At 54.8% G+C, this 25,924-nt stretch carries 19 protein-coding genes; 9 read left to right on the plus strand and 10 right to left on the minus strand.

Going from position 1 to position 25,924, the window contains the following annotated elements; genetic code table 11:
* Positions 1-111: 111 nt before the first annotated feature.
* Positions 112-636, minus strand: coding sequence for a hypothetical protein (locus tag K0J45_RS03870; protein WP_220044325.1), 525 nt, complete (start codon positions 634-636; stop codon positions 112-114).
* A gap of 11 nt (positions 637-647) precedes the next feature.
* Positions 648-1,469, minus strand: a complete 822-nt coding sequence (locus tag K0J45_RS03875; protein ID WP_011864565.1) for a cytochrome c3 family protein — start codon at positions 1,467-1,469, stop codon at positions 648-650.
* A gap of 458 nt (positions 1,470-1,927) precedes the next feature.
* On the opposite strand from K0J45_RS03875, the gene K0J45_RS03880 reads away from it, so the two are divergent.
* The 3 genes from K0J45_RS03880 (at position 1,928) to K0J45_RS03890 (ending at position 4,754) form a co-directional block, all read left to right on the plus strand.
* Positions 1,928-2,749 (plus strand): winged helix-turn-helix domain-containing protein, encoded by an 822-nt coding sequence (locus tag K0J45_RS03880; protein WP_220044326.1) that lies wholly within the window; start codon positions 1,928-1,930, stop codon positions 2,747-2,749.
* Positions 2,742-3,263, plus strand: a complete 522-nt coding sequence (locus K0J45_RS03885) for a hypothetical protein (RefSeq protein ID WP_011864567.1) — start codon at positions 2,742-2,744, stop codon at positions 3,261-3,263. Before K0J45_RS03880 ends, K0J45_RS03885 begins: the two co-directional genes overlap by 8 nt.
* A 69-nt stretch (positions 3,264-3,332) precedes the next feature.
* Complete coding sequence (locus K0J45_RS03890) at positions 3,333-4,754, plus strand: hypothetical protein (RefSeq protein WP_220044327.1); 1,422 nt, start codon at positions 3,333-3,335, stop codon at positions 4,752-4,754.
* A gap of 868 nt (positions 4,755-5,622) precedes the next feature.
* Here the strand turns inward: K0J45_RS03890 and K0J45_RS03895 are convergent.
* The 7 genes from K0J45_RS03895 to K0J45_RS03925 form a co-directional block, all read right to left on the minus strand.
* A complete protein-coding gene (locus tag K0J45_RS03895) occupies positions 5,623-6,633 on the minus strand; it encodes an alpha/beta hydrolase family protein (protein WP_220044328.1) in 1,011 nt (336 codons plus the stop codon).
* A 781-nt stretch (positions 6,634-7,414) separates the two neighbouring features.
* Positions 7,415-9,631: a PAS domain-containing protein gene (locus K0J45_RS03900; protein WP_220044329.1), complete on the minus strand. Its 2,217-nt coding sequence runs from the start codon at positions 9,629-9,631 to the stop codon at positions 7,415-7,417.
* Positions 9,632-9,748: 117 nt separating this feature from the next.
* Positions 9,749-10,351 carry a TatD family nuclease-associated radical SAM protein gene (locus K0J45_RS03905; RefSeq protein ID WP_220044330.1) on the minus strand — a complete coding sequence of 201 codons (603 nt, stop codon included), beginning with the start codon at positions 10,349-10,351 and terminating at the stop codon, positions 9,749-9,751.
* A 139-nt stretch (positions 10,352-10,490) separates the two neighbouring features.
* A complete protein-coding gene (locus K0J45_RS03910) occupies positions 10,491-13,640 on the minus strand; it encodes an efflux RND transporter permease subunit (protein WP_220044331.1) in 3,150 nt (1,049 codons plus the stop codon).
* A complete protein-coding gene (locus tag K0J45_RS03915; protein ID WP_220045213.1) occupies positions 13,640-14,854 on the minus strand; it encodes an efflux RND transporter periplasmic adaptor subunit in 1,215 nt (404 codons plus the stop codon). The genes K0J45_RS03910 and K0J45_RS03915 overlap by 1 nt, the downstream gene beginning before the upstream one ends.
* A gap of 238 nt (positions 14,855-15,092) precedes the next feature.
* Positions 15,093-16,313 carry an ATP-dependent RNA helicase SrmB gene (gene srmB, locus K0J45_RS03920; RefSeq protein WP_041406410.1) on the minus strand — a complete coding sequence of 407 codons (1,221 nt, stop codon included), beginning with the start codon at positions 16,311-16,313 and terminating at the stop codon, positions 15,093-15,095.
* 89 nt (positions 16,314-16,402) lie between these two features.
* Positions 16,403-17,134 carry a tRNA1(Val) (adenine(37)-N6)-methyltransferase gene (locus K0J45_RS03925; RefSeq protein WP_220044332.1) on the minus strand — a complete coding sequence of 244 codons (732 nt, stop codon included), beginning with the start codon at positions 17,132-17,134 and terminating at the stop codon, positions 16,403-16,405.
* 529 nt (positions 17,135-17,663) lie between these two features.
* Here K0J45_RS03925 and brnQ point away from each other — a divergent pair.
* From brnQ to K0J45_RS03955, 6 genes are all read left to right on the plus strand, one after another.
* Positions 17,664-18,974 (plus strand): branched-chain amino acid transport system II carrier protein, encoded by a 1,311-nt coding sequence (brnQ, locus tag K0J45_RS03930; RefSeq protein WP_258406759.1) that lies wholly within the window; start codon positions 17,664-17,666, stop codon positions 18,972-18,974.
* 78 nt (positions 18,975-19,052) lie between these two features.
* Positions 19,053-19,964 carry a site-specific tyrosine recombinase XerD gene (gene xerD, locus K0J45_RS03935; RefSeq protein ID WP_220044334.1) on the plus strand — a complete coding sequence of 304 codons (912 nt, stop codon included), beginning with the start codon at positions 19,053-19,055 and terminating at the stop codon, positions 19,962-19,964.
* Between the two features lie 220 nt (positions 19,965-20,184).
* The gene (dsbC, locus tag K0J45_RS03940; protein WP_220044336.1) at positions 20,185-20,910 is read left to right on the plus strand and encodes a bifunctional protein-disulfide isomerase/oxidoreductase DsbC; all 726 of its coding nucleotides are present in this window, start codon (positions 20,185-20,187) and stop codon (positions 20,908-20,910) included.
* A gap of 120 nt (positions 20,911-21,030) precedes the next feature.
* Positions 21,031-22,755 (plus strand): single-stranded-DNA-specific exonuclease RecJ, encoded by a 1,725-nt coding sequence (recJ, locus tag K0J45_RS03945; RefSeq protein ID WP_220044338.1) that lies wholly within the window; start codon positions 21,031-21,033, stop codon positions 22,753-22,755.
* A 571-nt stretch (positions 22,756-23,326) separates the two neighbouring features.
* Positions 23,327-23,671 carry a hypothetical protein gene (locus K0J45_RS03950; protein ID WP_220044339.1) on the plus strand — a complete coding sequence of 115 codons (345 nt, stop codon included), beginning with the start codon at positions 23,327-23,329 and terminating at the stop codon, positions 23,669-23,671.
* 65 nt (positions 23,672-23,736) lie between these two features.
* On the plus strand, positions 23,737-24,765 hold the full coding sequence (locus tag K0J45_RS03955) for a DUF2157 domain-containing protein (RefSeq protein ID WP_220044340.1): 1,029 nt from the start codon (positions 23,737-23,739) through the stop codon (positions 24,763-24,765).
* A gap of 82 nt (positions 24,766-24,847) precedes the next feature.
* Here the strand turns inward: K0J45_RS03955 and K0J45_RS03960 are convergent, their stop codons facing one another.
* On the minus strand, positions 24,848-25,837 hold the full coding sequence (locus K0J45_RS03960; protein WP_220044341.1) for a class 1 fructose-bisphosphatase: 990 nt from the start codon (positions 25,835-25,837) through the stop codon (positions 24,848-24,850).
* Between the last annotated feature and the right edge of the window lie 87 nt (positions 25,838-25,924).

Genomic DNA, 25,924 nt, shown 5'->3' on the forward strand with positions numbered 1-25,924 from the left:
ACTTAGGCTTTATTTAGCTGACGGCTCTCTGCTGTTGCCGAAAGAGTCGCAAAAGCGGGCATAAAAAAAGGGCCACACGCTAGGTGATGGCCCTCAAAGTGGTGCAGTGGGTTAAGTGGAGGGGAGCAGAACCAGTTCGTTGGTCGCCTTGGCACCTTTGATCTCGATACCAACCTTGTATTCCTTCACTGAGCCAGGCGCCGTGTTGGCGTCCCAGTCCAGATCCGTGGCATCGAAGCTGTATTGACCCTTGTCTGTCTCTTGCAGCACACCCTGGCAGTCGCCGGCGGCGCTGTCGCATGAGTAGCTTTGGGTCACGTGCCAGTGTTTCCACGCCTTGGCGTTACGTGAGGTGGTGGAGCTGTCAGGGAAACCGAAGTAGACGATACGGTAATCCGTGGCATTGGTGATGGCCAGGCCGGCGTCATCCTTCAGGGCGAAGTTGAGTGTGCCCGTCTCGCCGTCAAACTCGGCCAGGGTCAGGTTGATGGCCAATGCCTCACCGGCATCTATGGTGTCGGCAACTGGTGGCGGAGTGATCTCGCCGCCGTTGTCATCATTGTCATTGTCGTCGCTACCGCAGCCGCCGCAGATAAGCGCCGTTGCCAGTAGGGCTGTTAATAACTTCTCATTCATGACCTGCTCCTTTAGTTAAAGTGGCCGGTATGGCAAGTCGTACATTCCATGTCAGACTTCACGCTGGCGGCGCTGCCCATGGTGCTCTCTACGCCGTGACAGCTTTGGCAAGCTTGCGCCTCGCTCGAAGGCTTTGATTCAGGCAGGGCAGAGATATCTTCGCCCTTGTAGGCACGGTTAAGTAGCTCGACCACATGGTAGGCCACAGAAGCTGACAGACGCTTACAACGCTCACCCTTCTGGCTGAAGGTAAAGCCTGAGGCCTTAGACCAGTTACTGATAGAGGAGTGACACAGAATGCTGTTGGCAACAGATGACTTACCCACAAGTGCCGTCTTCTCGGCGGTAGAACCGATACCGGCGACGAACTCGTCGCTGGAGAAAGGCAGCTCGGTCACTTCGTAGTAGCGGAAAGAGGCGCCGATCACCGCGGCGTTTTGGCCATTGATGTCGTCGAGTATGTTCACCAGCATACCTGTGGCGTTGTTGTTACCACACACTGTGCCCTGACCCACGATACCGGCCCAGCCATAGCCGGCCAGTGCGGTCGGGATCGTTGCAAACTTGGCGGCGTCGGCGCTTTCAGAGTTGGCCAGCATGGTGACTAGGGCGTGAAACACCTGGTGCATACAGCCGCCGCCTGTCTCGTAGGCGAGCTTGGCCGTTGCCATAGGATCCAGGGGGACATACTTGAGCTTCTCACCCAGTTCCAGTTTGTAGTTACCTTGTTCGTCGGTGGCGGCGAAGGCCGATGTGCCCATTAGGGTTGCGCCCGCCGCGGCGGTGCTGATGCCGATGATTTGGCTAAGTGCTTGGCGTCTATTGATGGTCATGACAATGTCCTCACTTGGATAGATGTTATTTTTGTTGTTGGCGTGGTTAAAGGGATACGCCGGTTTGAACTTGAGGCCAGTGTGGTCTGGATAGATTGCAAATAGTGTGACCTGGGCTGGATGAAGCTTGGGGCTGGGCGCGCATCTGCCTGCGCCGATTTTTTCGGCGCCTTGTATCGATTTAATTAATTAATACCTCTAGCCTTCATCGTCGTTATGCTTTGCGATGTGAAGCTGGTCACTCTATTTGTAGCATTCATGTTAATTCGCGAGGTTTCAGCCAGGGATAAATATTGGGGCTTAGTGGATGAAGAAGGGGGCTGGGATCACAGAGCGCATAACTCCCTAGCTTTTGTAAGGGTATTTTCTAGATGACTTTCGAGGAGATAGAGGGGATCACAGATTTTTTTGCTGGGTTTGCATAAGCTTATGCACAGCGAAATGAAAGAGTAACCAAGATGCAACTGGGTGATTGCCGATTCGACAGACATGCAGGCGTGCTCACCAATGAGTTAACGGGTGAAGAGTGGCATCTACCGCGCGCCGAGCTGCAGGTGTTGCTGCTCCTGCTGGCCAATAGCGACAAGGTGGTGGCTAAGCGCGTCTTAGGGGCGGGGGATGACGAGCATCCACCATTAAGCGATTCGTCGGTGGCGCGGGCGGTATTTATGCTGCGCTCCTTCCTCGGCCCGCTGCATGAACACATGATAGAAACCGTCAAGGGCAAGGGCTATCGCCTGCGCCTGGATAGCGGCGTCCCCTCGTCTGCGCATCATACCGATAACGCCTCGGCAAGCGGCGAACTCCATGGCCTAGGTGAGCGGATCGAGGCTGTGCTGGCCTGGCTGTTTGGTAAGCGTCATCGCTGGATCAAGCTGTGGATTGGGCTTATCGTCCTGCTGCTGGGGGCGCTGGTCTCTCTGCAGCTCTTCTCCTCGGTCAACTTCGAGGCGCAACATACCGAGCCCTATCTGCGCCATGGCATCACCTTGGAGTCGGGGCAGAAGGTGATGTTTATCAGCTATGCCAAGTCCAAGACCAATAACACCTCGCTGCTGCGCCTGTCGGAGAAGATGTCCCAGGCATTCGAGCGCTGCGAGTCCTCGCCCTGGAAAGAGGTCTATATGTCGCTCTCCCACGATAAGCAGGTGTTTAACATCACCATGCGCGGCGAGCGGATGGGGCAATCTCTGGTGCGCAACCTTAAGCTAACCGATTACAGGCAGCAGAAGGTGTTTATCTCCGAGGCCTGGTTTAAAGAGGTATCTTTGTGTGAATAGAAAGGTGCTGTGGGCGATCAACATTATCGTGCTGGGGCTGCTGGCGATTAGCATCACCATCAGCTATCGCTACCTCAATCCCAGCGAAACCCTGATGCTCAGCTGTAGCTCTGAGCTGTTCGACCGCCGCGACGACGCCCAGGCGGAGGGGCGCCACTATCTCCTGGTGGATATCATGGCCAAGAAGCAGCAGGCGCAGATCAACTATCGCTACTTCAATCTCGACGGCACCTCGGCGGGGATCATACGCATGCAGGGCAAGTACCTAGAGTTCGATGAGGCCAACGGCCGCTATAACTTCTCGGTTGATACCAAGGAGGAGAGCGGCGCCGAGTCGACCGAGGCCATGCCGAGACACATGCAGTACCTCTCCTATATCAGCTCCTTTAACTTAGACAGCAAGGGGATGCACAATCTCTCTATCGAGCCGCTGGAATTAGATCCCCATAGGGACTATGCCGTGGTATTGTTCCAGCCGAGTAACACCGTCTGTGGCTGCCGTATAGTGCAATAGCCGCACTTGGGCTATACTCAGGATGTGCATTTCTAAATTACTGAAATAATTCTATTATTCTGAGGTTTTGTGTCTAAGGTTAATATCAAGCAGGAAGAGTCGCTGTCGATCAAGTTTACCCATCAGATGAAGGTGGGCGACCATAGACGGCTCGACCTCTATTTCTTTCTGCCCAAAGAGATGGGGATCAATCCCCAGAGCCTTGACGAAGAAGAATATTATCACGCGGCCATCGCCGGCCGGCGCTCCTATTACTCCTCCGGGCTGCATCTGCCCCTGGTGCAGGGGCGTTTCGTCAGTCAGAAGAAGCGGACCGTCGAGGAGTTCAGGCTCTACCTCAACCTGTTTGCCTACCAGTTTGCCGTGGCCATCGAGACCGACAGCAAGGAGCTGGCGCAGGTGGAGGATGTGGAGCAGTTCTACGCCTCTCTCAAAGATCTGAGCGAAATCGTCACCCAGCTGCTGAAGAAGTTTCGCCGTAATGAGCCCAGCGATCCTAAGTGGAAGCACTACTTCGAGAACGCCGACAACTACCTCTCCTGGTTCTGCGAGCAGCGCCTGTTGAAACTCATGTCCCACGCGCCCCGCAGCAGCGATTACAGCGAGGTGGTGGAGGAGGTGATCAACCTGTGCCGCAGCGAGAACAGTTACCGCGACAGTAAGAACTACAACTCTTCCCAGACCCAGAGCGACCCAAACCGCATCTCCAACAAGATGTTGCTGCTGCGCCGCCTGATCCAGCAAGGGGTAGTGTTAAAAGAGGAGCAGAAGCGTCTCGGCGTGGGCCTGAAGAAGATGACCACGGGCATAGCAACCGCCTTCGTGATGCTGGTGGTCTCGTCGCTCATCATCAAGGCCCAGGGCATCTTCAGCGGCCTCACCATGGCCCTGGTGTTCACCTTGGCGGTGATCTATGGTTTTCGTGAGATCTTCAAGGAAGATATTCGCAACGCCTTGTGGCGGGTGATCCAGAAGGGCCGTCCTCGCTGGAGCCGCATCCTGCGTGACACTACCAGCCAGGCGATGATCGCCAAGCAGCACGTGTGGATCGATTTCGTTAAGTCTAAGGATCTCCCCGAGGAGATAGACGAGATATTGAAGCGCCGCCACAGCCAGAACAAGCTGGACGCCGACATACTTCACTATGGCATCAACTCGCGTATCGCCAGCAAAGACTTTCTCGCCGGCTACTCCACCATACAGGAGCAGGTGAACTTCAGCCTGGCCCCCTTCGCCCGTTATCTTGAGCGCGGCAAGGCCAAGATCTACAAGGAAGCCGACGGCAAGATCAGCAGCGACTCGGTAGAGCGCCGCTACCAGATAAACCTGGTGCTCTCCCTACAAGAGGGCCGCAAGCCACCCCAGTTTGCCCGCTACAAGATCACCATGAACCGCTCCACCATAGTGGATATCAGTCAGAGTGAGATGCCAGATGGCATCGAGGCCATCGGGTTTGAACACGATGAGGAAGGCGCAAGTCCAATCGCCTAGATTTGGGTTGGGGTCTAGTCTGGCTGATTTTGATTTGAATTTCGCTATTCGTAGCGTTAACCATCTTTGTTTTGAATTGCCTGCGGCAGGCCATACGTGCAGAGACGCCGTGAATACTTCCTTGTAGGCTCTGCCGAAACATCTGACCTCCATGGATGGAGGGAATGCCAAAAAATGTAGGGAACATTTTTGGCCCTGTTTCGGAAGCTCACCGGCGTATCTACACCTAGTTATTTATCTCTTCGATTTAGCCGCATTTGGTATCCATTGGCTTGTTTAAGTAATGTTTTGGGGTAGGAGAGTGTTAGATTTTGGCTCTAGTCGTCATCAGATATGGAATAAGCCTTGTATGAATAACGTCTGTCTTAGAGGTGAAAGGTACTTGGCTAAAACTAGGGGAAATGAGCACAAGCCAAGTGTATTGTGTTAATTTTTAAGGCGTTTGTTATAGATTCCTTGCACTAACTTCATGCCAAATTGCGTCTCCCGCTTCTGGAACAGTAATCAAGATCCAGACAAGACCTAGTAGAATACAGCAAACGCAGATCGATATTAATCCAGCAACAACTCTTCTGCGCGTTTCATTTGCCAGATAGTATTTAGGAAAAAAGACAGAGATTCCCGAGTACTTAAGCAGGAAGGGGACATCTTTTCCATATTTGTGCAAATTGGAAAGACCAATGGCCGCAGCTAGCCCAGAAATAAATCCAACTAACCAAATTCCGACAAAAATGTTCGCAATGAAACCCATGCTCATAAGAGATATAACGCCTTGCTATGGGACGAGAGTTGGCTTGCTAAACTTGGTGAGGAACGAACCCGAGCAAGCCGTTTCGAGTCCCACCCGTTAGCAGCTTGTTATAATTTCCTACAAATATTTTTTAAACCAAGATACTAATTCTTCGTTTGCGGCTGCTTTGTTGTTCATTAAACCGTGATCATCCCGAGGATAGACCACAAGTTTATGTGGTATTTCACTTTTTGATAAAGCTGCCGCTAGCTCAATTGAGCTATTTACTGATACCCGTTTATCATTTTCGCCATGTAAAAGTAAAATAGGAACATCATGGGGTAACTGATCTACCCATTTTAATACTGAGCGTTTTTCTAATTCTGCAATCTTGTTTTTCTCATAATTTGGAATTCGATGAACAAAAACTTTCTCCATCTCAGGGCGAAAATCTAGTTCTTTCAATAGATCTGTAGGGCTAGCAATAGTTGCTATTGCTTTAATAAATTTTGAATGTTTAGCAGCTAAAAATGTTTGCATACCACCTCGGCTCTCCCCAAACATGCCGATACGGTTTGAATCCGCATTTTTAATTTTGGGAATATACTTTAATAATTCAGTGACATCATTAACATCTTTGCCCCCAAATTCATCAAGTAAAATGTCTTTTGAACTCGATTGCCTATATTGACTACCAATGATCACAAACCCTTCATTGGCGATGGGAAATAAGTTGTGCATCATAGAACCAAACACAACGGAGCCGAAACTGCCATTTCCTCCCCGATTGTATACCAAAACTGGTAATGTTTTCTTATTAGGTGACTTGGGTTTAATCAAATAGCCATCGATATCAAGTCCATCCACTTGATATTTAAATGTAATGCAGGATAGGTTTTGCCTATAGTGATTAAACTTGTTTTCTCCAAACATTGAATCGAATTGCGCCATTCCTTTTGCTAATTTTTCTGTTGATTTAATCCTTTTTTTTCGCTGGCTTTCTATAAAGCTTCGCCATGTATCATAGTCAGAAAAGATAGACCTAAAACAATCGAGTTGCTCTGTTATTTTCTCGTCAACAATTAATTCCTCTGCATTACTAGCAAATGACGAAAAAAATAAAGTACAAATTAAAAGATATTGTTTCACATAAACTCCTTTTTCTGTGATTGATTGAACTTAGACAAATGGGGTTAGAGTAGAGTTTTTAAGCGGCTTAGTTCGCACACATTATGATTGGCTTCTTCTTTCCCTAAATGGCGTGCTCGTTAGCTTGATTACGAGTTTGCCTGGCTCTGTCCTTGGTTGGTCATACTTTAATCTACCTTATTGGCAGGACTCAATAGATGTATCACATTTTTACGGCGAATTTTAATTAAGAAAGAATGACTTGTATTTGCGGGCATCAGATATCGTTAAATCGAAGAGGCGTTGGATACCCAGTGTAAACACGATTTTGGCCTTCGAAATCAGGGATGATTTCGCAGAGCCCACAGGGATGTGCTGGTGGCGTGCCAAAATAGTGTTTGCACGATCCCCGCCGGACAGGCGTTAGGTTGCCATGAAGGTACGACCTTCAATACCCTAGTCGATTCAAATATGGGAAGGTCAGAAACCATTGAAGCAAACAATGACGTCAAATCGAAGAGACGTTGGACACCGGGTGTAGATGCATCTGCGGACGTCGATGGCAGGGATGCCATCGTCGAGCCTCCATGGACGGATGTACGGCGTGTAGCAGATGTGTCTGCATATAAGCTCACCGCAGGTGATAGGTTGCCACGAAGGTACGACCTTCAATTTACATACCAATGACCATAGCGGCAGACGCTACAACAGTAGCAAACCCTTTAAGGTTCGACCTTCAATGCCCCCAACCAAGTGACCACTCAGCCAGCGGCCACCACACCAAAGGGTAAACGGCAAATACCTAGTTTTGCCGCGTAAACGCCTGGCAAATATTCTGCTCACCTATCTGCTTGGCGCGCTTAAGTGCCACCTCGGCGTTACTCAGGTACTGCTCCAGATTCTGGCCTGTCTGGTAGCTTGCGATCCCCATGCAGATCCCTGTACCCAGGCCTATCTCGTTGAGGCCATTTAACGACTTCACCGCGAAGTGGTGGGCGTCGTCCGAGCTGGTGTCCGGCAGTATTACGATCAGCTTGCCCAGCTGCCAGTGAGACATCTGGTAGTTGACCGGCAGGGTCCTGAGGATATGGATCTCCACCTCGCGCTGACGGTTTTCCAGCTGGCCGATATCACTCATGTGGCTCAGCATGCTCTCGGCGGTGATGTCGATCAGCAGTAGGCTGGAGTGCTCGCGACTGACGGGGCTGAGTGACTTGAAGTAGTCGTCCAGATCCCTGAGGTTCACCAGGATGGCGCTGCGGTGGGGGATGAAGTCGCCGGTGTCTTGCAGCAGGGCGCGCTTCTGCGCCTGCTCCAGGGTGCAGACGATATGTTCTATCTCACCGGCGGCGTCCAGGTGGCCCTTGAGGGTCGCCTGCAGGCAGGTGTTCTCCTTGCTGTTGGGGTCACAGAGGATCTGCCCCTTCCAGCTGCCCTGTAGCAAGATCTGCTGGGTGATCCTCGGCCACTGGGAGCAGAGGTCGTTGTTGAGCAGATCGGTGAGGTTCTTGCCCTGAATGTCGTGGATGGAGACCAGCTGCATGAAGGCCTGGTTGGCCAGCTCCAGCATGCCGTTGGCCTGCAGCAGGGCGCAGGGGATGGCGTTGTCGTTCAGCAGCTCGTTGAGCTTGGCCTGATGCTGGACCTTTCTCAGCTGAGACACATCCTCGAAGGTGACCAGATAATATTTTTCCTGACGGCTGCGGTGCGGTGAGCTGGTGACGGTGATCGCCAGATGGCTACCGCCGGGCGAGTCGAAGTCGATGACGCCTTGCCACTTATTATTGGCTTCAAGCTGGGCGGCGACCTCGGCGTACTGCTCGTTCTCAAACTGCAGGATCCGCTGCAGGTTACGATCTTGCAGCTCGTCCAAGGGCAGGCACAGCAGCTCGGCGGCCTTCTCGTTGGCTGTCATCACCCGGTTCTTGTCGTTGATGATCACGCAGCCGATATCCTGATGAAACAGGCGGTGGGCCAATTCGATACTGTATTCCCGCGAGCGCTGGCCGATGCGGTAGGAGTGGCTCAGCAGGATCAGCGCCAGTGCCAGCAGGGTGAGCACCACTGCGCCGACGATCAGTATGTTGCGCCACTCGGAGAACAGCTCGGCGATGGCGTCGTTGCGCACATAGGAGACCAGGTAATATTCCCGGCGCGTCTCATACTGGGTGGTCAGCTCTATCTTGAGGTAGACGAAGGTGGCGTCGTCGCCATGGAACTGGCCGAAGTTACTCATGGCCATCTTGCGCCACAGCGCAGGATAGGTCTGTCGCAGGCTGCCGCCCATGGTATCCGGGATGCGGTTGATGGTCGGCTTGCTCTCGGCGCCGGCGTACAGTAGCCCCTGGGTGTCGAGCATCATGAGCGGCGACTCGGCGCTGGAGTAGGCGGGTTTGATGCTCTTTAGCATACGGCTCATGGACTGATAGGTCAGCAGGTAGCCGCGCACGCTCTGGTCGGGATTCTCCAGCCAGGCCAGCTGATACAGGTAGGGCTCCAGCTTGCCCTTGATGGGGGTAAACTCCAGCGGCGAGGTGTAGACCTCGTTGCCGCCCATGTTGCGCGCGCCGCCGAGCAAGGATGGGGGGAGCGGGTCGCGGCTAAAGTCGTTGGTGGTGGAAAACTTATACTTGCCCTGGGGATCGAACAGGGCGATATCCAGCAGCTCGGGGATGTTGCGTATCATCACCTCCCAGCTCTGTTGCAGCTTAAGCTGGCGCACCTCGCTGGGGATGGTCAGATAGCGCTTGAGCAGCTCGTCGTTGGCAAACATCTGGGTGCGGAACTGCTGGAAGGAGACCTTGTCGGCGATTAGGGTGCCGACAGATTGCAGTTCGCTGTATCTCTGGGTGGCCCAATCTTCCTGCAGGCGACGCTCGCCCAGGGTGATGATGACGTTGGTGAGGAGCAAGACGCTGATCAGCAAGATGATGATCTGGGTGACCACCGAGAAGATGCGTTGCGCAGACCAGTGCAGCCCCTGTCCGGCGATCAGTTGTGGTTGTTTCTGCGTCAGCATTGCAAGCGGTGTTTCCCCAGTGATTTTGCGGCTATGTTAGCATGATTTTCGCCGCAGAACACAGTCGGTTACAAACCGGCAACGCCCAGGTAAATCATCGGATGACGTCCAGATAAATTAACCGACGACGCCGAGCTTTCTGTGTTTAAACTGCGCCTTGGCATCGAGCACCAGGGCGCGGCATCTGTCGATATCCACCCCTTCCAGGCCTTCGATGGCCGATACCTGCACCTGGTCGATATAGCGAGGTGCCATACGGATAAAGTCCCACAGCGCTTGATAAGAACCTTTAAGCTTGGGCTGGCAGTGTTTGAGGTAGGCGGCTTCGGTATCGGCGTTGAGCGAGATCGAGAGGGCGTCGACCACCTCAGCCAGCTCAGGCAGTATGTTGCGCCGGTGAAACAGGTTGCCAAGCCCGTCGGTATTGACCCTCACCTTGCCGCCGCGGCGCTTGATCTCCCTTGCGACGCTAAGCAAAGTATTGAGGTTGAGGGTGGGCTCGCCGTAGCCGCAGAACACATATTCGTCGAACTGGCTCACCTCGCCCAGCAGGGGGATGAGCTCATCGGCTTTTGGCTGATGGTCGAGATCCAGCTGATACTCGTGTACCTGCTTGCTGCCGTTATGCTTGGGGCAGAACTGGCATCTCAGGGTGCAGCGTCCCGTGATGTTGAGGTAGCGGCTGTTGCGAATGTCGTAGACTAAGGTGGATTGGCTCATGGTACTCAAAGCTGTGATTGACTGGCCCTTGGCGAAAATGCGTTGCAAGGGGAATGGCAGGAGTCTAGCGCGTTTGGCGCGGCGAAAACCTCTGCTGGATCAAAAAGGGAGGCTAAGCCTCCCTTCGAATTTAGATTGATTAGGACTGCTCGCCCTCGACGCTATGGCTTCGAGGCTGCCACCACCAACGGAACATGCGGCCAGTGAGCTGCCTGATATCGTTGAGTATGATGTAGAGCACGGGCACCAGCACCAGCGTCACCACGGTGGAGAAGAGGATACCGAAGGCCAGCGAGGTGGCCATAGGGATCACAATCTGCGCCTGTAGGCTGCGCTCGAGGATGATGGGCACCAGACCGACGAAGGTGGTCATAGAGGTAAGGATGATCGCCCGAAAACGATAACAACCCGCGTCTATGGCGGCATCTTTAAGCGGCAGGCCCTGAGCGCGGGCGCGGTTGACAAAATCCACCAGGATCAGCGAGTCGTTTACCACCACCCCGGCCAGCGCCACGATACCACACAGGCTGAGTACGCTCATGGAGAGCCCCAGGATGAAGTGGCCGAACAAAGCGCCTATGATACCGAAAGGGATCACCGACATGATGATCAGCGGCTGGCTGTAGGACTTGAGCGGAATTGCCATCAGCGCATAGATGGTGAACATGGCGAAGAAGAAGCCCTGGATCAGGCCTATCATGGCGCTCTGCTCATCGGCGCTGCCACCATCGAGCGTGGTGGAGATGTGGCGATACTTGCTCTCAAGGTAGGGCAGGAAATCCTTCTGGATCTCACCCACTACCTTGGAGGGCTCGACCACATTCTTGTTGGCGTTGGCGATAACCGTGATGGCGCGGCGGCCGTCGACACGGGTGATCGACGAGTAGGAGTCACCCAGCTCTATGTCGGCCACACTGGAGAAGGGCACCGAGGTGCCTTGGGGCGTGCGGATCATCATGTTTTCCAGATGCCCCAGGGTGCGGCGCTGCTCGAGCGGGTAGCGCACCATCACCTTGACCTCCTCCTTGTTGCGCAGAATACGCTGGGCCTCATAACCGTAGAAGCCGTAACGCACCTGGCTGGCCAGATCCGACAGGGTCAGCCCCAGGGCCTCGGCCTCGGGCTTGATCGCCAGGCGGATCTCGTGGCTGCCGGAGGAGTAGTTATCCGAGATGTCATACACCCCCTCGTAGGTGCGCAGCTTCTGCTTGAGCTCGTCGGCGGCCTGAGAGAGCTGCTCGAGATCGCTGGAGGTGAGCCTGAAGGAGATATCGCCGCCGGCGTCGTTGGTGCTGGCGTTGATGTTGAGCTTCTTCACCGAGATAAGTTCCGGCAGCGCCTTACGCCAGGCATCGGCGATGGTGACGCCGTCCACGTCCCTGTCTTCGCCCTTGGTCAGCTCGGCGAAGATGAAGGCCGAGGTGCGCGAACCCATGTTGATGAAGCTGTGCTTCACCACAGGGTAGCCGTACTCGTCTTCCATCTGATCGTTCATCACATAGAGGGCGTTCTCTATCTCCTTGACCACCTTGAGGGTGTTGGCCTCTGAGCTGCCCACATCCATCTCCAGCCGCACCTGAATGAAGTCGGACGGAATATCGGGGAAGAAGACCCAGCGCACCTTACCGCTGGCAACCAGCGCCACCGAGAGGATGAGCACGCCGACGAAGGTGGCGACCACATTGTATCTGTGCTCGATACAGCGACCGATGAAGCTGCGGTAGCTGTGGTGGATGAAGTGTTGCACCTTGTTGTTGAGTGCCGTCTTGAAACGCACAAACAGGTTGGGGTTAGGACTTGGGCGACGCGGCTTAAGGTGAGCCAGGTGCGCCGGCAGAATAAGCTTAGACTCCACCAGTGAGAAGGCGAGACAGAGGATCACCACCAGGCCGATGGACTTCCAGATGATCGCCATGGGGCCGGATACCATCAACATGGGGATGAAGGCGGCTATGGTGGTCAACACGCCGAAGGTGGCGGGCATGGCGACCTTGTGGGCCCCCTTGATCACATTGTCCAGCGAGTGGCCGTGGCGCTCGATCTCCGTATAGGCACTCTCGCCGATGACGATGGCGTCATCCACGACGATACCCAGCACCAGGATGAAGGCGAACAGGGTCAGCATGTTGATCGACAGCGAGAAGGGCTCCAGCGGCATCAGCAGCATGGCGCCGAGGAAACAGACCGGCAGGCCCATCATCACCCAGAAGGCCAGACGCAAGTCGAGGAACAGCGCCAGAATGATAAATACCAAGAGGGCGCCGTAGAACATGTTCGACAGCATCATGTTGAGACGACCCTTGAGGTAGTGGGTCAGGTCGCCCCAAGTATCTAGCTGGGCGCTGGCAGGCAGGGTGGCGCGGCGCTCCTCCACGTAGGCTTTCACCTGAGAGGAGATATCCAGCGCGTTCTGATCGTCGACACTCAGCACTTCGATAATGGCCGCCGGTTTACCGTTGAAGCGGGTGTATTCCAGACGCTCCTCGAAGTCGTCGCGAATGTTGGCCACCTCGGGCAGCATGATGCGACTGCCATCCTTGCGGGTCTTGACCACTATCTTGGCAAAGTCGTCTCCCGTGTAGGCCTGGCCCTTGGTACGCAGTAGAATGTCGCCATCCTCGGCGCGGATCGAGCCGCCGGGCAGGTCGATGGAGGAGTTACGCACCGCCATCGCCACGTCGGCGAAACTGAGACCATATTCACGCAGCTTGTCTTCGGATACTTCTATGCCTATCTCATAGTCACGCACGCCGGTAACTTGGGCGCGGGTGACGGCGGGCAGGGCGGTGATCTCCTCACGTATGCTCTTGGCCAGCTCCTTCATCTCGTGCAGGTTCATGTCGCCATACACTGAGACCCAGATAACGTTGTTTTCCGGCTTGATGCGGAAGATGTTGGGCTTCTCGATATTGTCGGGAAAGGTAGCGATGGCGTCGATGCGCAGCTTGGCCTCGTCCAGGATATCCTGGGCATCGAAGCCGTCCTCGACCTCAATGGTGACGCTGCCAGAGCCTTCGCTGGCGACTGAGGTCACCTTCTTGATGCCGCTGATATCCTGGATCGCCTCTTCGATCTTGATGTTGATCCCCTCTTCGATCTCCTGAGGGGCGGCGCCGGGGTAGGCGACGGTGATCTGCAGATAGTTGAGCTCGAAGGAGGGGAAGACCTCCTTATTGATCAGCACAGTGCTGAACAGGCCGCCGATCAGCAGCGCAAACATCAAGAGGTTGGCCGCCACGCTGTTGCGGGCGAACCAGGCAATGATGCCCTTATTGGTATTGGTCTCCATTACTGATCACCTGCTGCCACTAGGGTCTGCTGGCTCTCATCCTCTTTGTCCTGGCTCTGAGACTTGTCCTCTTCGCCGATCACCTTCACCAGCTGGCCGGTAGCCATGTTGTTGATGGTGGTCAGTGAGATGCGCTCGCCATCTTTGAGGCTGTCCTTGATATAGACCTTGTCGATATCGCTGCGCACCACATTGACCTCACGCATCTCTAGCGTGTTGTCGTCGCGTACCACGGCAACCTGATGATCCCGGACGATATAGCGAGGCAATTTGACGATCCCCTCGACGGTGCGGCCCTTGATGATGGCGTTGACGAAGCTGCCGTATTTCAGCGGCAGCTGGTCTTCAGTCTTGTTCTGTCTTAAGTAAGGGTCTTTCACCTCTGCCACCAGATAGACCATGCGGTTGTCGGCGTCGATCACCCCTTCGCTGCGCACTATTTGGCCTGTCCAGTTTACCGTGCGACCTGCCAGTTCGGCGCTCAGGGTCACCTGGGTATCGGGATTGTCGATAGACTCCAGGTAGGCCAGCTCATGGTTGGCCAGCGGCAGACGGATCTCGGCGATGCGGGTGTCGTACAGCTCGCCCAGGTTAGTGCCCAGGGTGACATACTGGCCCAGATCCACGTTACGGGACTTGATTATGCCGTCGAACGGCGCGCGTATTGTAGTGCGTTCTAGGTTACGCTGGGCACGCGCCAGGGCGGCCTCGGCAAACTTGACGTTGGCCTGTTCCTTCTTGAGCTGTGGCACACGTAGGCCAAGCTCAGGCGGTACGCCGCCGTCGTAACCTTTCCAGTCCTCTTTGGCCACTTCGCCGCGGGCGATCTCTTCATCCAGCGCTGCCTTGGCCTGGGCCAGGGTGGCCTGAGCCTGCATCAGATCCGCCTCGTAATCCGAGGGTTCGATCTGCGCGAGCATATCGCCGCGCTTGACTATGCCACCGGCGACAAACTTGTCCGAGATGGTCAGCATGCGTCCCTGCACCTCTGTGACCAGCTGGGTCTTGTTCTTGGGGAGCACCACGCCGTAGGAGGGCAGGTTTAATGAAACGGTTTCACTTCGTACCGGCATCACGTCCACTATGGGAACCGGCATCTCTTCCTCTTTCTGCTCTGGGGCTTCCTGAGTACTCATCAAGAGGGCGGCAAACAGGCCGAAGACGATCAGGATAAGAAAAGGGGGGAAAACTCTTCGTAGGATAATTTTTATCATTGACTTCATGCTATTCCGTGCTGAGCTGAATGCCCTATAAATTACCAGAGTCTCTGCTGTGCGCAAAAGTCTTTTTGTAAATAAAATGTGTCAAATTTACTCTGTTAAACCAATTTAACATATTGAAAATCAAGTGAAGCTGGTGACACTTGCTACCAATTTGTTAAATCACCATAAAAAAAGCGCCCCCTGAGGGACGCTTAATTGCCGAGGCGGCGGGCGTTTGGCGAGCCTAACGCTAGCGCTTCTTCTTGGCTTTCTTCGGGCTCTTCTTGTCGCTGCTCTTCACCTTCTTCTTGGTGGGCACCTTAGCTTCCTTGTGTTTAGGACGCAGCGAGTCGATCACCCGGCGTTTCAGCGGCTGCTCGATATAACGCTCGATCTTGGCGACGACGCGCATGTCGTGGGCCTCGACCAGAGAGATGGCCGTGCCCTTGTTACCGGCGCGGCCGGTACGGCCGATGCGGTGCACATAGGTGTCTGCCGAGCGCGGCATATCGAAGTTGATCACATGGGTGATGCCATCGATGTCGATACCACGGGCCGCCACGTCTGTGGCCAGCAGCACGTTAACTTCGCCCTTGGTGAAGCGGCCCAGCGCCTGAAAGCGCGCCTTCTGCTCCATGTCACCGCGCATGAAGGCGCAGTGGATACCGGCCTGTTGCAGTTGACCTTCCAGGCTGGCTACGACCTCGCGGGTCTTGACGAAGACGATGGCGCGGCTGACCTCTTCACGCTTGAGGATGTCGCACAGCAGGGCAAACTTATGCTCTTTGTCATCGGCCAGGTGCATCCATTGATGGATCTTGGCCTTCTCGCTGCGGGGTGGCTTGGTCTCTATGGTCACAGGATTGGTTAGCAGCATCTCGGCGAAGCGGCTCACGCCGCCGCCTTCCAGGGTCGCAGAGAACAGCATGTTGTGTTTACGCTGCTGCGCCTCGATGGCGATAGACTGCACCGCGGAGGAGAAACCCATGTCCAGCATGCGGTCGGCCTCGTCGAGTACCAAGATCTCCACCGATTGGGCGTCGAAGAGCTCCTTGTCCAGGTACTCCATCAAACGGCCGGGAGTGGCAACCAGAATGTCGATATTTTCCTTGAGCGCCTGCTCCTGCGGAGCGTAAGGCACACCGCCCGTGATGATGGCGATATCCAGTCCCAGGCCGGTGGCCAGATGGCTGGCGTATCTGTGTACCTGGCTTGCCAGCTCACGGGTCGGAGCGAGGATCAGCACGCGCGCTTGGCCCGAGTAGCGGCGGGGAAAGTCCAGCAGATGTTGCAGCGCCGGTAGCAGGAAGCTGGCGGTCTTGCCTGTGCCTGTCGGTGCCCTCGCCAGGATATCTTTGTGCTCCAGGGCTAGGGGAATCGTCTGTTGCTGGATGGTGGTCGGGGCAAGATGGCCCATCGCCTTGAGCGACTCGAGGAGGGTGTCGTCAAGGTGGAAATCTTCAAATTGCATGCGCTGCGTCTCTCTAAATAATAGCGGCGCATTATACACCCAAACCTGAGTAAAGTGCGAGGCCGCTCGCCGAGCCGAATTGCTGCGGTTTAGAGCTTGAGGTAGAAAGCCTGGGTCAGGGCAACCATAGCTTGGCTGTAGGCGCCTGAGGCATCGCGTATGCTGATGTGCTCAGCCTCTATCGCTTCGCTAGGCTCGGCGCTCGAGATGGCGTGGCTCAGGCAGAGCAGATGCCGTTGGGGCTTTTTGCTGGGCGCTGTGGTGATGTCGACCCTGGCATTTAGCTTGAGCTCAAAATCGGCCAGCAGGGGCAGAAATCGTCCCAGGCTGGCATTTGGTAGAATCAGGCTCGCATTGCCCTGGGGGGCCAGCAGCTGCTTGATGGCTGACAATAGCTGGTCAAACGCCAGGCTGTCCGTGTGTCTGGCCTGGGCGCGCTTGCTGCACTGAGACTGAGGCCCGTTGTCGAAATAGGGCGGATTGCAGAGGATATGGTCGAACTGAGTCTGAGCCTGAGTCTGAGCAAGGGGATACCAATCCAGCAGATCCGCCTGGATTAATTTTATACGATCGCCCCAGGGGCTCTGGTCGATATTGTGCTGGCAGTCTTGCGCCGCAAGTCTATCTATCTCCAACGCCTGTATCACCGCCTCGCTGCGCTGGGCTGCCATCAGGCTCAGCAGACCACTGCCGGCGCCGATATCCAGTATGGTTTTGGCCTGGGTGAGTGGTGCCCATGCGCCCAGCAGGACGCCATCTGTGCTGACGGGCATGCCGCAGTGGCTGTCATCGACGTGAAATTGCTTGAAGGTAAAGGGCATGGCCTGACGTTGGAGATTAAAGATGCGTGGGGCGCATTGTACGTGATCCCATCCAATGCAGAAACCCGCCAACGCCTGAAACTCGTTTGAGCCAGAAACTCGCTTGGCGCTGAAAGTCCGCTGTTACAGGGGCGCAAAACAGTGAATCTTGCTAGGGCCAAATGTTGCCTGGTGTGAAGGGTGAAAACAGCCTGTGGCGAGTTTGTTAAAATTAGGCTCTCATTTGCATCGATCTGGCGCCGCAATCTTGTGTCTCGGCGGCCTTTTTGCTAATAGTAGGTCCTCCTGTCGGGGCTGAAAGCCTTGATTTGAGCCAGGTAAGCCAGTTTGAATGCATTTTTAGCGTTAGTTAATCCTGCTGTCGTTCAAGAAGTAGCCAAGAATGGGCTAGATTTACCACGGAGACGTGTAATAAGAAGTTTACACGCAATGAAGGTCGCGGTCATTAGCCAATAATTTCCACTAAGCGATTAAGATCATTATACAAAGCAGATTAACGGGGCGTTGTGTGCAGAACAATAAATTGAGTATGACGGATACATTGGGCTTAGGTTTCATGACCTTTGCCTTCTTCTTAGGCGCGGGGAACCTGATCTTCCCGCCGCTGGCCGGATTCCTTGCCGGTGAGAACATGTCTTGGGCCATGATCGGCTTCCTGCTGACCGCGGTGACCCTGCCGCTGGTGACCCTGATTGCTGTGGCAAAGGCCAACGGCAAGGTGATGGGCCTGCTGCCACCGCTGGCCGCGACCATGCTGGCGATCGCCATCTACATCATCATTGGCCCAGCCTTTGCCGCGCCTCGCGCCGGTCTGGTGGCCTATGAGATGGGCTACAAGCCTTTTATCCAAGATGCCCAGGCGAGTTTTGAAGTCGCCGGTGTCGTCTTCACCAGCTCACAGCTTCTCTATACCAGCATCTTCTTCGGCATCGCCATGTTGCTGTCGCTGTTCCCCGGTAAGTTGCTGGACAGCGTAGGTAAGGTGCTTACTCCTATCATGATCATCCTGCTGGTGGGTCTGGCGGTCTCTGTGGTTGTGCTACCTGGCTCTGACGTGGCCGCTGCCGTGGGCGATTATCAGACGAACCCGCTAACCAAGGGGATCATCGAAGGCTATAACACCATGGACACCCTGGCATCGCTGATCTTCGGCATGCTGATCATCGACCTGCTGCGTAAGAAGGGCGTGGATTCGCCAAGAGAGCAGACCAAGTACCTGGTGCGCGCGGCCTTTATCGCCGCCGGTGGCCTGGCGTTCGTCTACGTATCACTCTTCTACCTGGGCGCGACCGCCGGCGACTTGGCCGTGGGCGCCGATAACGGTGGGGTGATCCTGACCAACTATGTGAACCACCAGTTTGGCGCCTCGGGTCAGCTACTGCTGGCGGCCGTGGTGACTCTGGCCTGTCTGACGACGGTTGTTGGCCTGGTCTCTGCCTGTGCCGAATACTTCAACGAGCTGATGCCTAGCTTCTCATACAAGCTATTGGTCGTGGTGATGAGCGTCACCTGCGCCGTGGTGGCTAACGTGGGTCTGGCGCAGCTGATCAACATCAGCATCCCTGTGCTGGTAACCATCTACCCTGTGGCGATCGCCCTAGTGGCGGTGACCTACCTGACCGAGCGTTTCGCCCAGCCTGCCTTTGCCCACCGCATGGTGTTGAGCGTGGCCCTAGTGTTCGGCATCATCGACGGCCTCAAGGCGGCCGGTGTCAACATGAGCATGTTCGATGTGATGCCACTGTCGGCGCAGGGGATGGCCTGGTTGATTCCGACGGCAATTACCATCTTTGCCTGCTTGATGGTCAAACGCCCAAGAGGTGAAGCGGTATTAAATTGATGCCAGCCTAAGCCATAGCGTAAGATAGCGGTGTTAACTCTAAGAGTTAGCACCGTTTTTGTATCTAAAGGATTTCATGTGCTAGCTGAGAGCAACGAATATCAGACCGATCCCCTCATCGAGCCGTTTCTCGATGATCTCTGGGCCGCTAAGGGGCTGAGCGATCACACGCTGCAGGCCTATCGCAGCGATCTCAGCCACTTCGACCGTTACCTAAATAGACAGGGCTCCAGCCTGCTATCGGCCAGTCAGGCTGAGGTGCGTGACTACTTGGCCCTACGGGTCGAGCAGGGCTTTGCCAAGACCAGCAGTGCCAGGTTGCTTAGTAGCCTGCGGCGCTTCTATAAATACCTGCTGGCCAAGAAGCTGATAGAAGTTGACCCCATGGCGATGATCAAGCCGCCCAAGTTGGCGAGAAAGTTGCCCGATGCCCTGAGTGAGGCGGACGTGGGTCGCCTGCTTAATGAGCCCAACCGGGAAGATCCTGTCGAGGCCAGGGATCGCGCCATGCTGGAGCTGCTCTATGCCAGTGGCCTGCGGGTGTCTGAGCTGGTGGGGCTGACGCTGGATCAGATGAGCCTGAGGCAGGGTGTGGTGCGCATTGTGGGTAAAGGCAGCAAGGAGCGTCTGGTGCCCTTTGGAGAGCAGGCGGGCACAGAGATCGAGGACTACCTTAAGGCGGCCAGGTTCGAGCTGTTAAAGGGCAAGGCCAGCGACGTGGTGTTTCCCTCCAAGCGCGGCAACATGATGACCCGCCAGACCTTCTGGCACAGGATCAAGCTCTACGCCCAGCGTGCCGGGATTGTGGTGCATCTATCGCCCCACACCCTGAGACACGCCTTCGCCACCCATCTGCTTAATCATGGCGCGGATCTGCGGGTGGTGCAGCTACTGCTGGGTCACAGCGACCTCTCTACTACTCAGATATACACCCATGTGGCCAAGGCCAGATTGGCCCAGCTGCATCAATCCCATCACCCCAGAGGTTGATGCGAAAGCCACAAAATTGCACTGCGAGGGCCTAAGTGATGGCTTCCATTGCGATTATTCGTTTGCTTTAACGGCCTCGAGCATGTAACTTTTCTGCCTCTAGGCCGGTCTATAACAATGACATCTTGGTCATAGCAAGTTTTAGTAACAATTTAGGTTGGAAAACCGGCAGCCTATTTTGCTTTAATGCTATTAGCCCTAACACCCTATAGGAATTCTAATGAAGTTTACCCGAGCGCTCACCTTAGTTGTTGCCATGGTGGCCACGCCCCTGATGGCGGCATCAAACAACGTGGTCGACAATGGCGACCAGTTGAAGCAGAAATTATCAGATAGCCTAGGCGTCGAGGTGCAAAACCTTAGCCAGTCGCCAATCCCAGGCCTGTATGAGGCGATCACCAACCGTGGCGTACTCTACATCAGCAAAGACGGCACTAAGCTGTTTCACGGTAACCTGTATGATCTCGACAATGGCATGAAGAACCTCACCGAGGCCGCCCTGGCTGGCCCACGTATGGAGGCTATTAAGCCGTTTGAGCCAAACATGCTGGTCTACAAGGCCAAGGATGAGAAGCATGTGGTGACCGTATTTACCGACATCACCTGTGGCTACTGCCGCAAGCTGCACAACCAGATAGACAAGTACAACGACCTTGGTATCACGGTTCGTTACCTGGCCTTCCCTCGTCAGGGCGTGCCATCGAAGAATGCCAGCGATATGGAAGCCGTATGGTGCTCGGCCGACCCACTTAAGGCGCTAACCGATGCCAAGGCGGGCAAGCAGATCGGCGGCGCCAAGTGTGATGCCAAGATCGCCCAGCAATACAACCTAGGTCAGAGCCTGGGTGTTAACGGGACGCCGGCCATTATCTTAGAAGACGGTACCATGATCCCGGGTTATCAGCCGCCTGAGCAGCTGATCCAGGTGCTGGACCGCATCCAATAAGTCGCTAACTGCGCTAAACAAGGTGAGCCTGGGCTCACCTTTTTTTTGGCCATCTTTTGCTGTGTGTTCCGAGCTGGCTTTGTTATGCTAGCGACAAGATTTTTAGAGGTTGTTTGAGTCGTGATCCATAAGATAGTGCGCCGCCCCAAGGTAGATGACAGCCATCTGCCGAGTCATCTTTCTCCCATTCTAAAGCAAGTCTACGCCAGCCGAGGCTGCACCGTGGACGACTGCGAGTTGGCGCTGGCTAACCTGCTGCGCCCCGACACGCTCAAGGATGTGGATAAGGCCGCGGCCATCATCGCCGATGCCATGGCCAAGCAGCAATCGATTCTAATCGTCGGCGACTTCGACGCCGACGGCGCCACCTCCACCAGTGTCTGCCTGCTTGCCTTGCGAATGATGGGCGCGATTAATGTGGATTACCTGATCCCCAACCGCTTCGATTACGGCTATGGCCTCAGCCCTGAGATAGTTCAGGTGGCCCGGCAGAAGGAAGCAGAGCTGCTGATCACCGTCGATAACGGCATCTCCTCCATCGAAGGGGTCGCCGCTGCTAAGGCGCTGGGGATGCAGGTGGTGATCACCGACCATCACCTGCCGGGCAACAGCGTGCCCGAGGCCGATGCGATAGTGAACCCTAACCAGCTAGGTTGTGGCTTCGCCAGCAAGGCGATCGCCGGGGTCGGGGTCGCCTTCTATCTGATGTCGGCCCTGCGCGCCGAGCTGCGTAGCCGTGGCTGGTATCAGGCGCAGGGCATACAGGAGCCCAATCTCGCCACACTGCTGGATATCGTCGCCCTGGGCACAGTGGCGGACGTGGTGTCGCTCGATACCAACAACCGCATCCTGGTGGACGCCGGTCTCAAGCGGGTGCGCGCCGGACGCTGCCGCCCAGGAATTACCGCGCTCTTGGAAGTGGCCAAGCGTAACACCTCCCGCATCGTCGCCTCCGATTTTGGCTTCGCGGTCGGCCCTAGGCTCAACGCTGCCGGGCGCCTGGACGAGATGGCCTTGGGGGTCGAGACCTTGTTGTGCGACGATATGATGCGCGCGCGCCGCATGGCCAGCGAGCTGGATGGACTCAACGCCGAGCGGCGTGAGCTGGAAACCGGTATGCAGCAGGAGGCGCTAAAGAGCCTAGAGAGTCTGTCGCTTAATGAGAGTGAACTGCCTTGGGGGATCGCCCTCTACCAGCAAGACTGGCACCAGGGGGTGATCGGCATCCTGGCGTCGCGAATCAAAGACAAATACCACAGGCCGGTGATCGCCTTCGCCGAGGCGGGCGAGGGGGAGATCAAGGGCTCGGCGCGCTCCATCAAGGGGCTGCATATGCGCGACCTGCTGGAGCTGATCAATGCCCGCCATCCCGGGATGATCATCAAGTTCGGTGGTCACGCCATGGCGGCGGGGCTGTCCCTGCGCGCCGGTGAGTTCGAGCGTTTCGCCAAGGCCTATGATGAGGCGGTGCGTGAACTGCTTGCGCCCGAGCAGCTGACCGGCGAGATCGTCAGCGACGGCGAATTGAGCCCTGCTCAACTCAACATGGCACTGGCCAGGGAACTGCGCAGTGCCGGCCCCTGGGGGCAGAACTTCCCCGAGCCGATATTCGACGGCGTGTTTCGTATCCTGCAGCAGCGGATCGTCGGCGAGCGTCACCTCAAACTCGTGCTCGAGAGCGAATGCGGCCAGACCATGGTGGATGCCATCGCCTTCAACGTGGATCTCACCACCTGGCCCGATGCCACCATCCAATACGCCGAGGTCGCCTACAAGCTGGATATCAATGAGTTTCGCGGCAACGAGAGTCTGCAGCTAATGGTGGAGCAGATCGAACCTAAGTAGCCTCTGCATCAAAGTTGGGGATTGTTTCTAAACTTAGTGTTGGTTGCCGTGGATATTTTTGAATTCGTCTTCGGCGGTAAAGCTCTTTGACCCTTGTACCTTAGATGTTACCTAACGCCTGGCCGGCGGCTGCTGTATATGGAAGTACGAATGTCGTGATCACAGGGATGTGAGAGAACGATGTATGTTCACGTACTTCTGTGACAGGCCTTGTGCCATCCTTGGCCGCTTAGCGGTTTCATCTGACCTCCAACGAAGGAGGGAATGCCGATAAATGTCGGGAACATTTTTGGCTCTGTTTTCGCTCCTCTTCGCAATATCTAAACTCAGTATTCAACGCCTCTTAGCTTTGACTTACTGGTGTTCCTGCGGCTCGAAGGCAGCGGGCAAGTGAAGCTCGTCATTAAGCCACTTTTACTCATCGAAGAGGCAGCGTATCAAGATGATGCTTAAATTGTGATAATCTGGTGTGGAGCGTAGAGATGCAAAGATGCACAGAAGGTGCTGCTGCGAGAGGGCGTTATCATTAAATACTGATATTCACATCGATAAGGAATGGAGACCTTAAATTATGCAAAGCGTTGTTGAAGTACTAGAGAGTGAAGGGTTTAACGTTCGTCAGAAGGATAGCAAAGCCATTGTGAAGCTCGATGGTCTCGCTAACCCTGTCACGGTTACCAAGGATATTGCGAAGGACGAGTATAAGCTTGGCAGCAACGATTGGGGCATGTCGTTATCCGCTTTTTTCGTTCTGGTGCTCGGGCTTTATGGATATCAACAGCATAGTGACAGCTTAATTAATGCCGTTTTTATTGCCGGAGCCCTGTGGCTGTTTGTCGTCGTGCTGCTTACCGAGCTTAAAATGACAAAATTGCGTGCCCTTGTGGACAGGCTCAATCGAGAAAGGCAAAGATAACAGGTGATTATCGCAATACCACTGTAGCCACAGTGCTAGACAAAAATTAATGTCAGGGAGTAAACATGGATGTCAGTAAGAAGCAGTTAGATGCTGCGGCGCGGGAAAATATTATTTCAGCTCAGCAAGCTGAAGCCCTGTATCAGTTCTTAGCCGCTCAGCCTGGTGCCAATCCCAAATTTACCTTTACCCATGTGCTCTATTACTTGGGTGGGCTTATCGCCATCGGCGCGATGACACTTTTTATGAATTTAGGCTGGGAGTCCTTCGGCGGCGCAGGTATTTTGTTTATCTCGATGCTCTATGCGGCTGTTGGCTTAACCCTGACCAACAGGTTTTCGGCAAGAGGCTTCGTCATTCCCGCTGGCATTTGTGCCACCTTTGTCGTCTGTTTGACCCCCTTAGCGATTTATGGCCTGCAACAATGGTTAGGTGTATGGCCAGATGAGAGTGTCTACAGGGATTATCACAGAGTCATAAAATGGCATTGGTTATACATGGAACTGGGGACATTAGCCGTCGGCGTCATTACCGCGTGGCGATATAAATATCCCTTTTTAATCATGCCTATCGCGGTCACGCTCTGGTATATGACAATGGACATGACTGTGGTGATCTCCGGTGATGATGTAACATGGGAGCTTAGATCCTTAGTCTCAATGTATTTAGGTCTGTTAATGATAGCGCTCGCCTTTTGGGTCGATATTAGGTCTCACCATAAGGCTGACTATGGCTTTTGGATCTACATTTTTGGCGTCATCGCTTTTTGGTGTGGTTTAACTTTCCAGCACTCTGACAGTGAACTATCAAAGTTCATCTATTTCTGCGTTAACCTGTTGATGATTGGGGTTGGCGCGCTATTAGTTCGAAGAGTGTTTGTGGTGTTTGGTGCCCTTGGCTGCTGCGGTTATCTCAGTTACTTGGCTTACGACGTCTTTAAGGATAACTGGCTGTTCCCGATTGCATTATCGTTTATCGGGCTCGGGGTGGTTTATCTCGGTGTGCTCTGGCAGAAGCATGAAAAAGCCATTACCGAGAAATCGAGATCATTACTGCCGGCGCCACTTAGGGAACTGCTGGAATCAAAGTCGTGAATTGGCTTTTAACATGCTTGCCATGAGGCAATAAAAAAGTCGCCTGTTGGCGACTTTTTACTTTTTAAAGAAGCAGACTAGCTTACAGGCTTGGCTCTTCGCTGTAGTCCTGGCCATGGTATTCCAGGCAGGCATCGACTTCGTTGGCCGAGCCTAAGATCACAGCGACGCGCTGGTGGATCTCGTTTGGCTGGATTTCCATGATGGTTTCATAACCGGTAGAGGCCTTGCCGCCCGCCTGCTCGACCAGGAAAGACATAGGGTTTGCCTCGTACATCAGGCGTAGCTTGTATGGCTTCTCTGGGTTCTTGTTGTCGGTTGGGTAGGTGAACAGACCGCCGCGTGACAGTACGCGGTGCACGTCGCCTACCATGGCGGCGATCCAGCGCATGTTGAATGACTTCTCGCGCGGCCCTATCTTGCCAAGTAGCAGGTCGGCGATATAGGTCTGCATCGGCGCTTCCCAGAAACGCTGGTTAGACATATTGATGGCAAATTCGCTGGTGTCCTTGCTGATGGACATGGCTTCGTTGGTCAGCAGGTACTCGTTGGTCTCTGGGTTGAGGGTAAACAGCTGCACCCCGTGACCTGTGGTGAGGGCCAGCATGGTAGAGGGACCATATAGCACGTAGCCGGCGGCGACCTGTTGACGGCCGGGCTGCAGGAAGCTCTGCTCGCTCAGCTCACCGCTTGGTGCCGGCAGTACCGAGAAGATGGTGCCGACCAGTGAATTGATGTCGATGTTAGATGAGCCATCCAGTGGGTCGAAACAGACCAGGAAGTCACCGCTCTGACCCACCTCGACGATATGATCTTCCTCTTCTGAGGCCAGGCCTCGTACCGTGCTGTCGGCCGTGAGCGCCTCTTTAAGCATGTCATTGGTGATCACGTCGAGCTTCTTCTGGGTTTCGCCCTGAACGTTTTCCTGTTCGGTGGCGCCCAGTACGCCGGCGAGGGCGCCATGACGCACCGCGTGACTGATGGCTTTAGAGGTATCGGCCAGCGTGGTTAACAGCTGGGCCAGCGGGGCTTGAATTCCTTGAGAACTAAGGTGTTGTGCCAGAGTTTGCATGTTATTTCCTATGACAAATGGGAGCTAGGCTCGCACTGGAGGTCAGATCTTGTTTATCTTGTTATGCGGGCGATTCTACCCCAGATG

Origin of the sequence: Shewanella alkalitolerans (assembly GCF_019457575.1) — a bacterium.
GTDB classification, from domain to species: Bacteria; Pseudomonadota; Gammaproteobacteria; order Enterobacterales; family Shewanellaceae; genus Shewanella; species Shewanella loihica.

Excerpts from the sequence above, each read along its gene's own strand:
- K0J45_RS03870 (WP_220044325.1), bottom strand. The coding sequence starts at position 636 with ATGAATGAGAAGTTATTAACAGCCCTACTGGCAACGGCGCTTATCTGC.
- K0J45_RS03875 (WP_011864565.1), bottom strand. The coding sequence starts at position 1,469 with ATGACCATCAATAGACGCCAAGCACTTAGCCAAATCATCGGCATCAGC.
- K0J45_RS03880 (WP_220044326.1), top strand. The coding sequence starts at position 1,928 with ATGCAACTGGGTGATTGCCGATTCGACAGACATGCAGGCGTGCTCACC.
- K0J45_RS03900 (WP_220044329.1), bottom strand. The coding sequence starts at position 9,631 with ATGCTGACGCAGAAACAACCACAACTGATCGCCGGACAGGGGCTGCAC.
- K0J45_RS03905 (WP_220044330.1), bottom strand. The coding sequence starts at position 10,351 with ATGAGCCAATCCACCTTAGTCTACGACATTCGCAACAGCCGCTACCTC.
- K0J45_RS03910 (WP_220044331.1), bottom strand. The coding sequence starts at position 13,640 with ATGGAGACCAATACCAATAAGGGCATCATTGCCTGGTTCGCCCGCAAC.
- K0J45_RS03915 (WP_220045213.1), bottom strand. The coding sequence starts at position 14,854 with ATGATAAAAATTATCCTACGAAGAGTTTTCCCCCCTTTTCTTATCCTG.
- srmB (WP_041406410.1), bottom strand. The coding sequence starts at position 16,313 with ATGCAATTTGAAGATTTCCACCTTGACGACACCCTCCTCGAGTCGCTC.
- K0J45_RS03925 (WP_220044332.1), bottom strand. The coding sequence starts at position 17,134 with ATGCCCTTTACCTTCAAGCAATTTCACGTCGATGACAGCCACTGCGGC.
- brnQ (WP_258406759.1), top strand. The coding sequence starts at position 17,664 with ATGACGGATACATTGGGCTTAGGTTTCATGACCTTTGCCTTCTTCTTA.
- dsbC (WP_220044336.1), top strand. The coding sequence starts at position 20,185 with ATGAAGTTTACCCGAGCGCTCACCTTAGTTGTTGCCATGGTGGCCACG.
- K0J45_RS03950 (WP_220044339.1), top strand. The coding sequence starts at position 23,327 with ATGCAAAGCGTTGTTGAAGTACTAGAGAGTGAAGGGTTTAACGTTCGT.
- K0J45_RS03955 (WP_220044340.1), top strand. The coding sequence starts at position 23,737 with ATGGATGTCAGTAAGAAGCAGTTAGATGCTGCGGCGCGGGAAAATATT.
- K0J45_RS03960 (WP_220044341.1), bottom strand. The coding sequence starts at position 25,837 with ATGCAAACTCTGGCACAACACCTTAGTTCTCAAGGAATTCAAGCCCCG.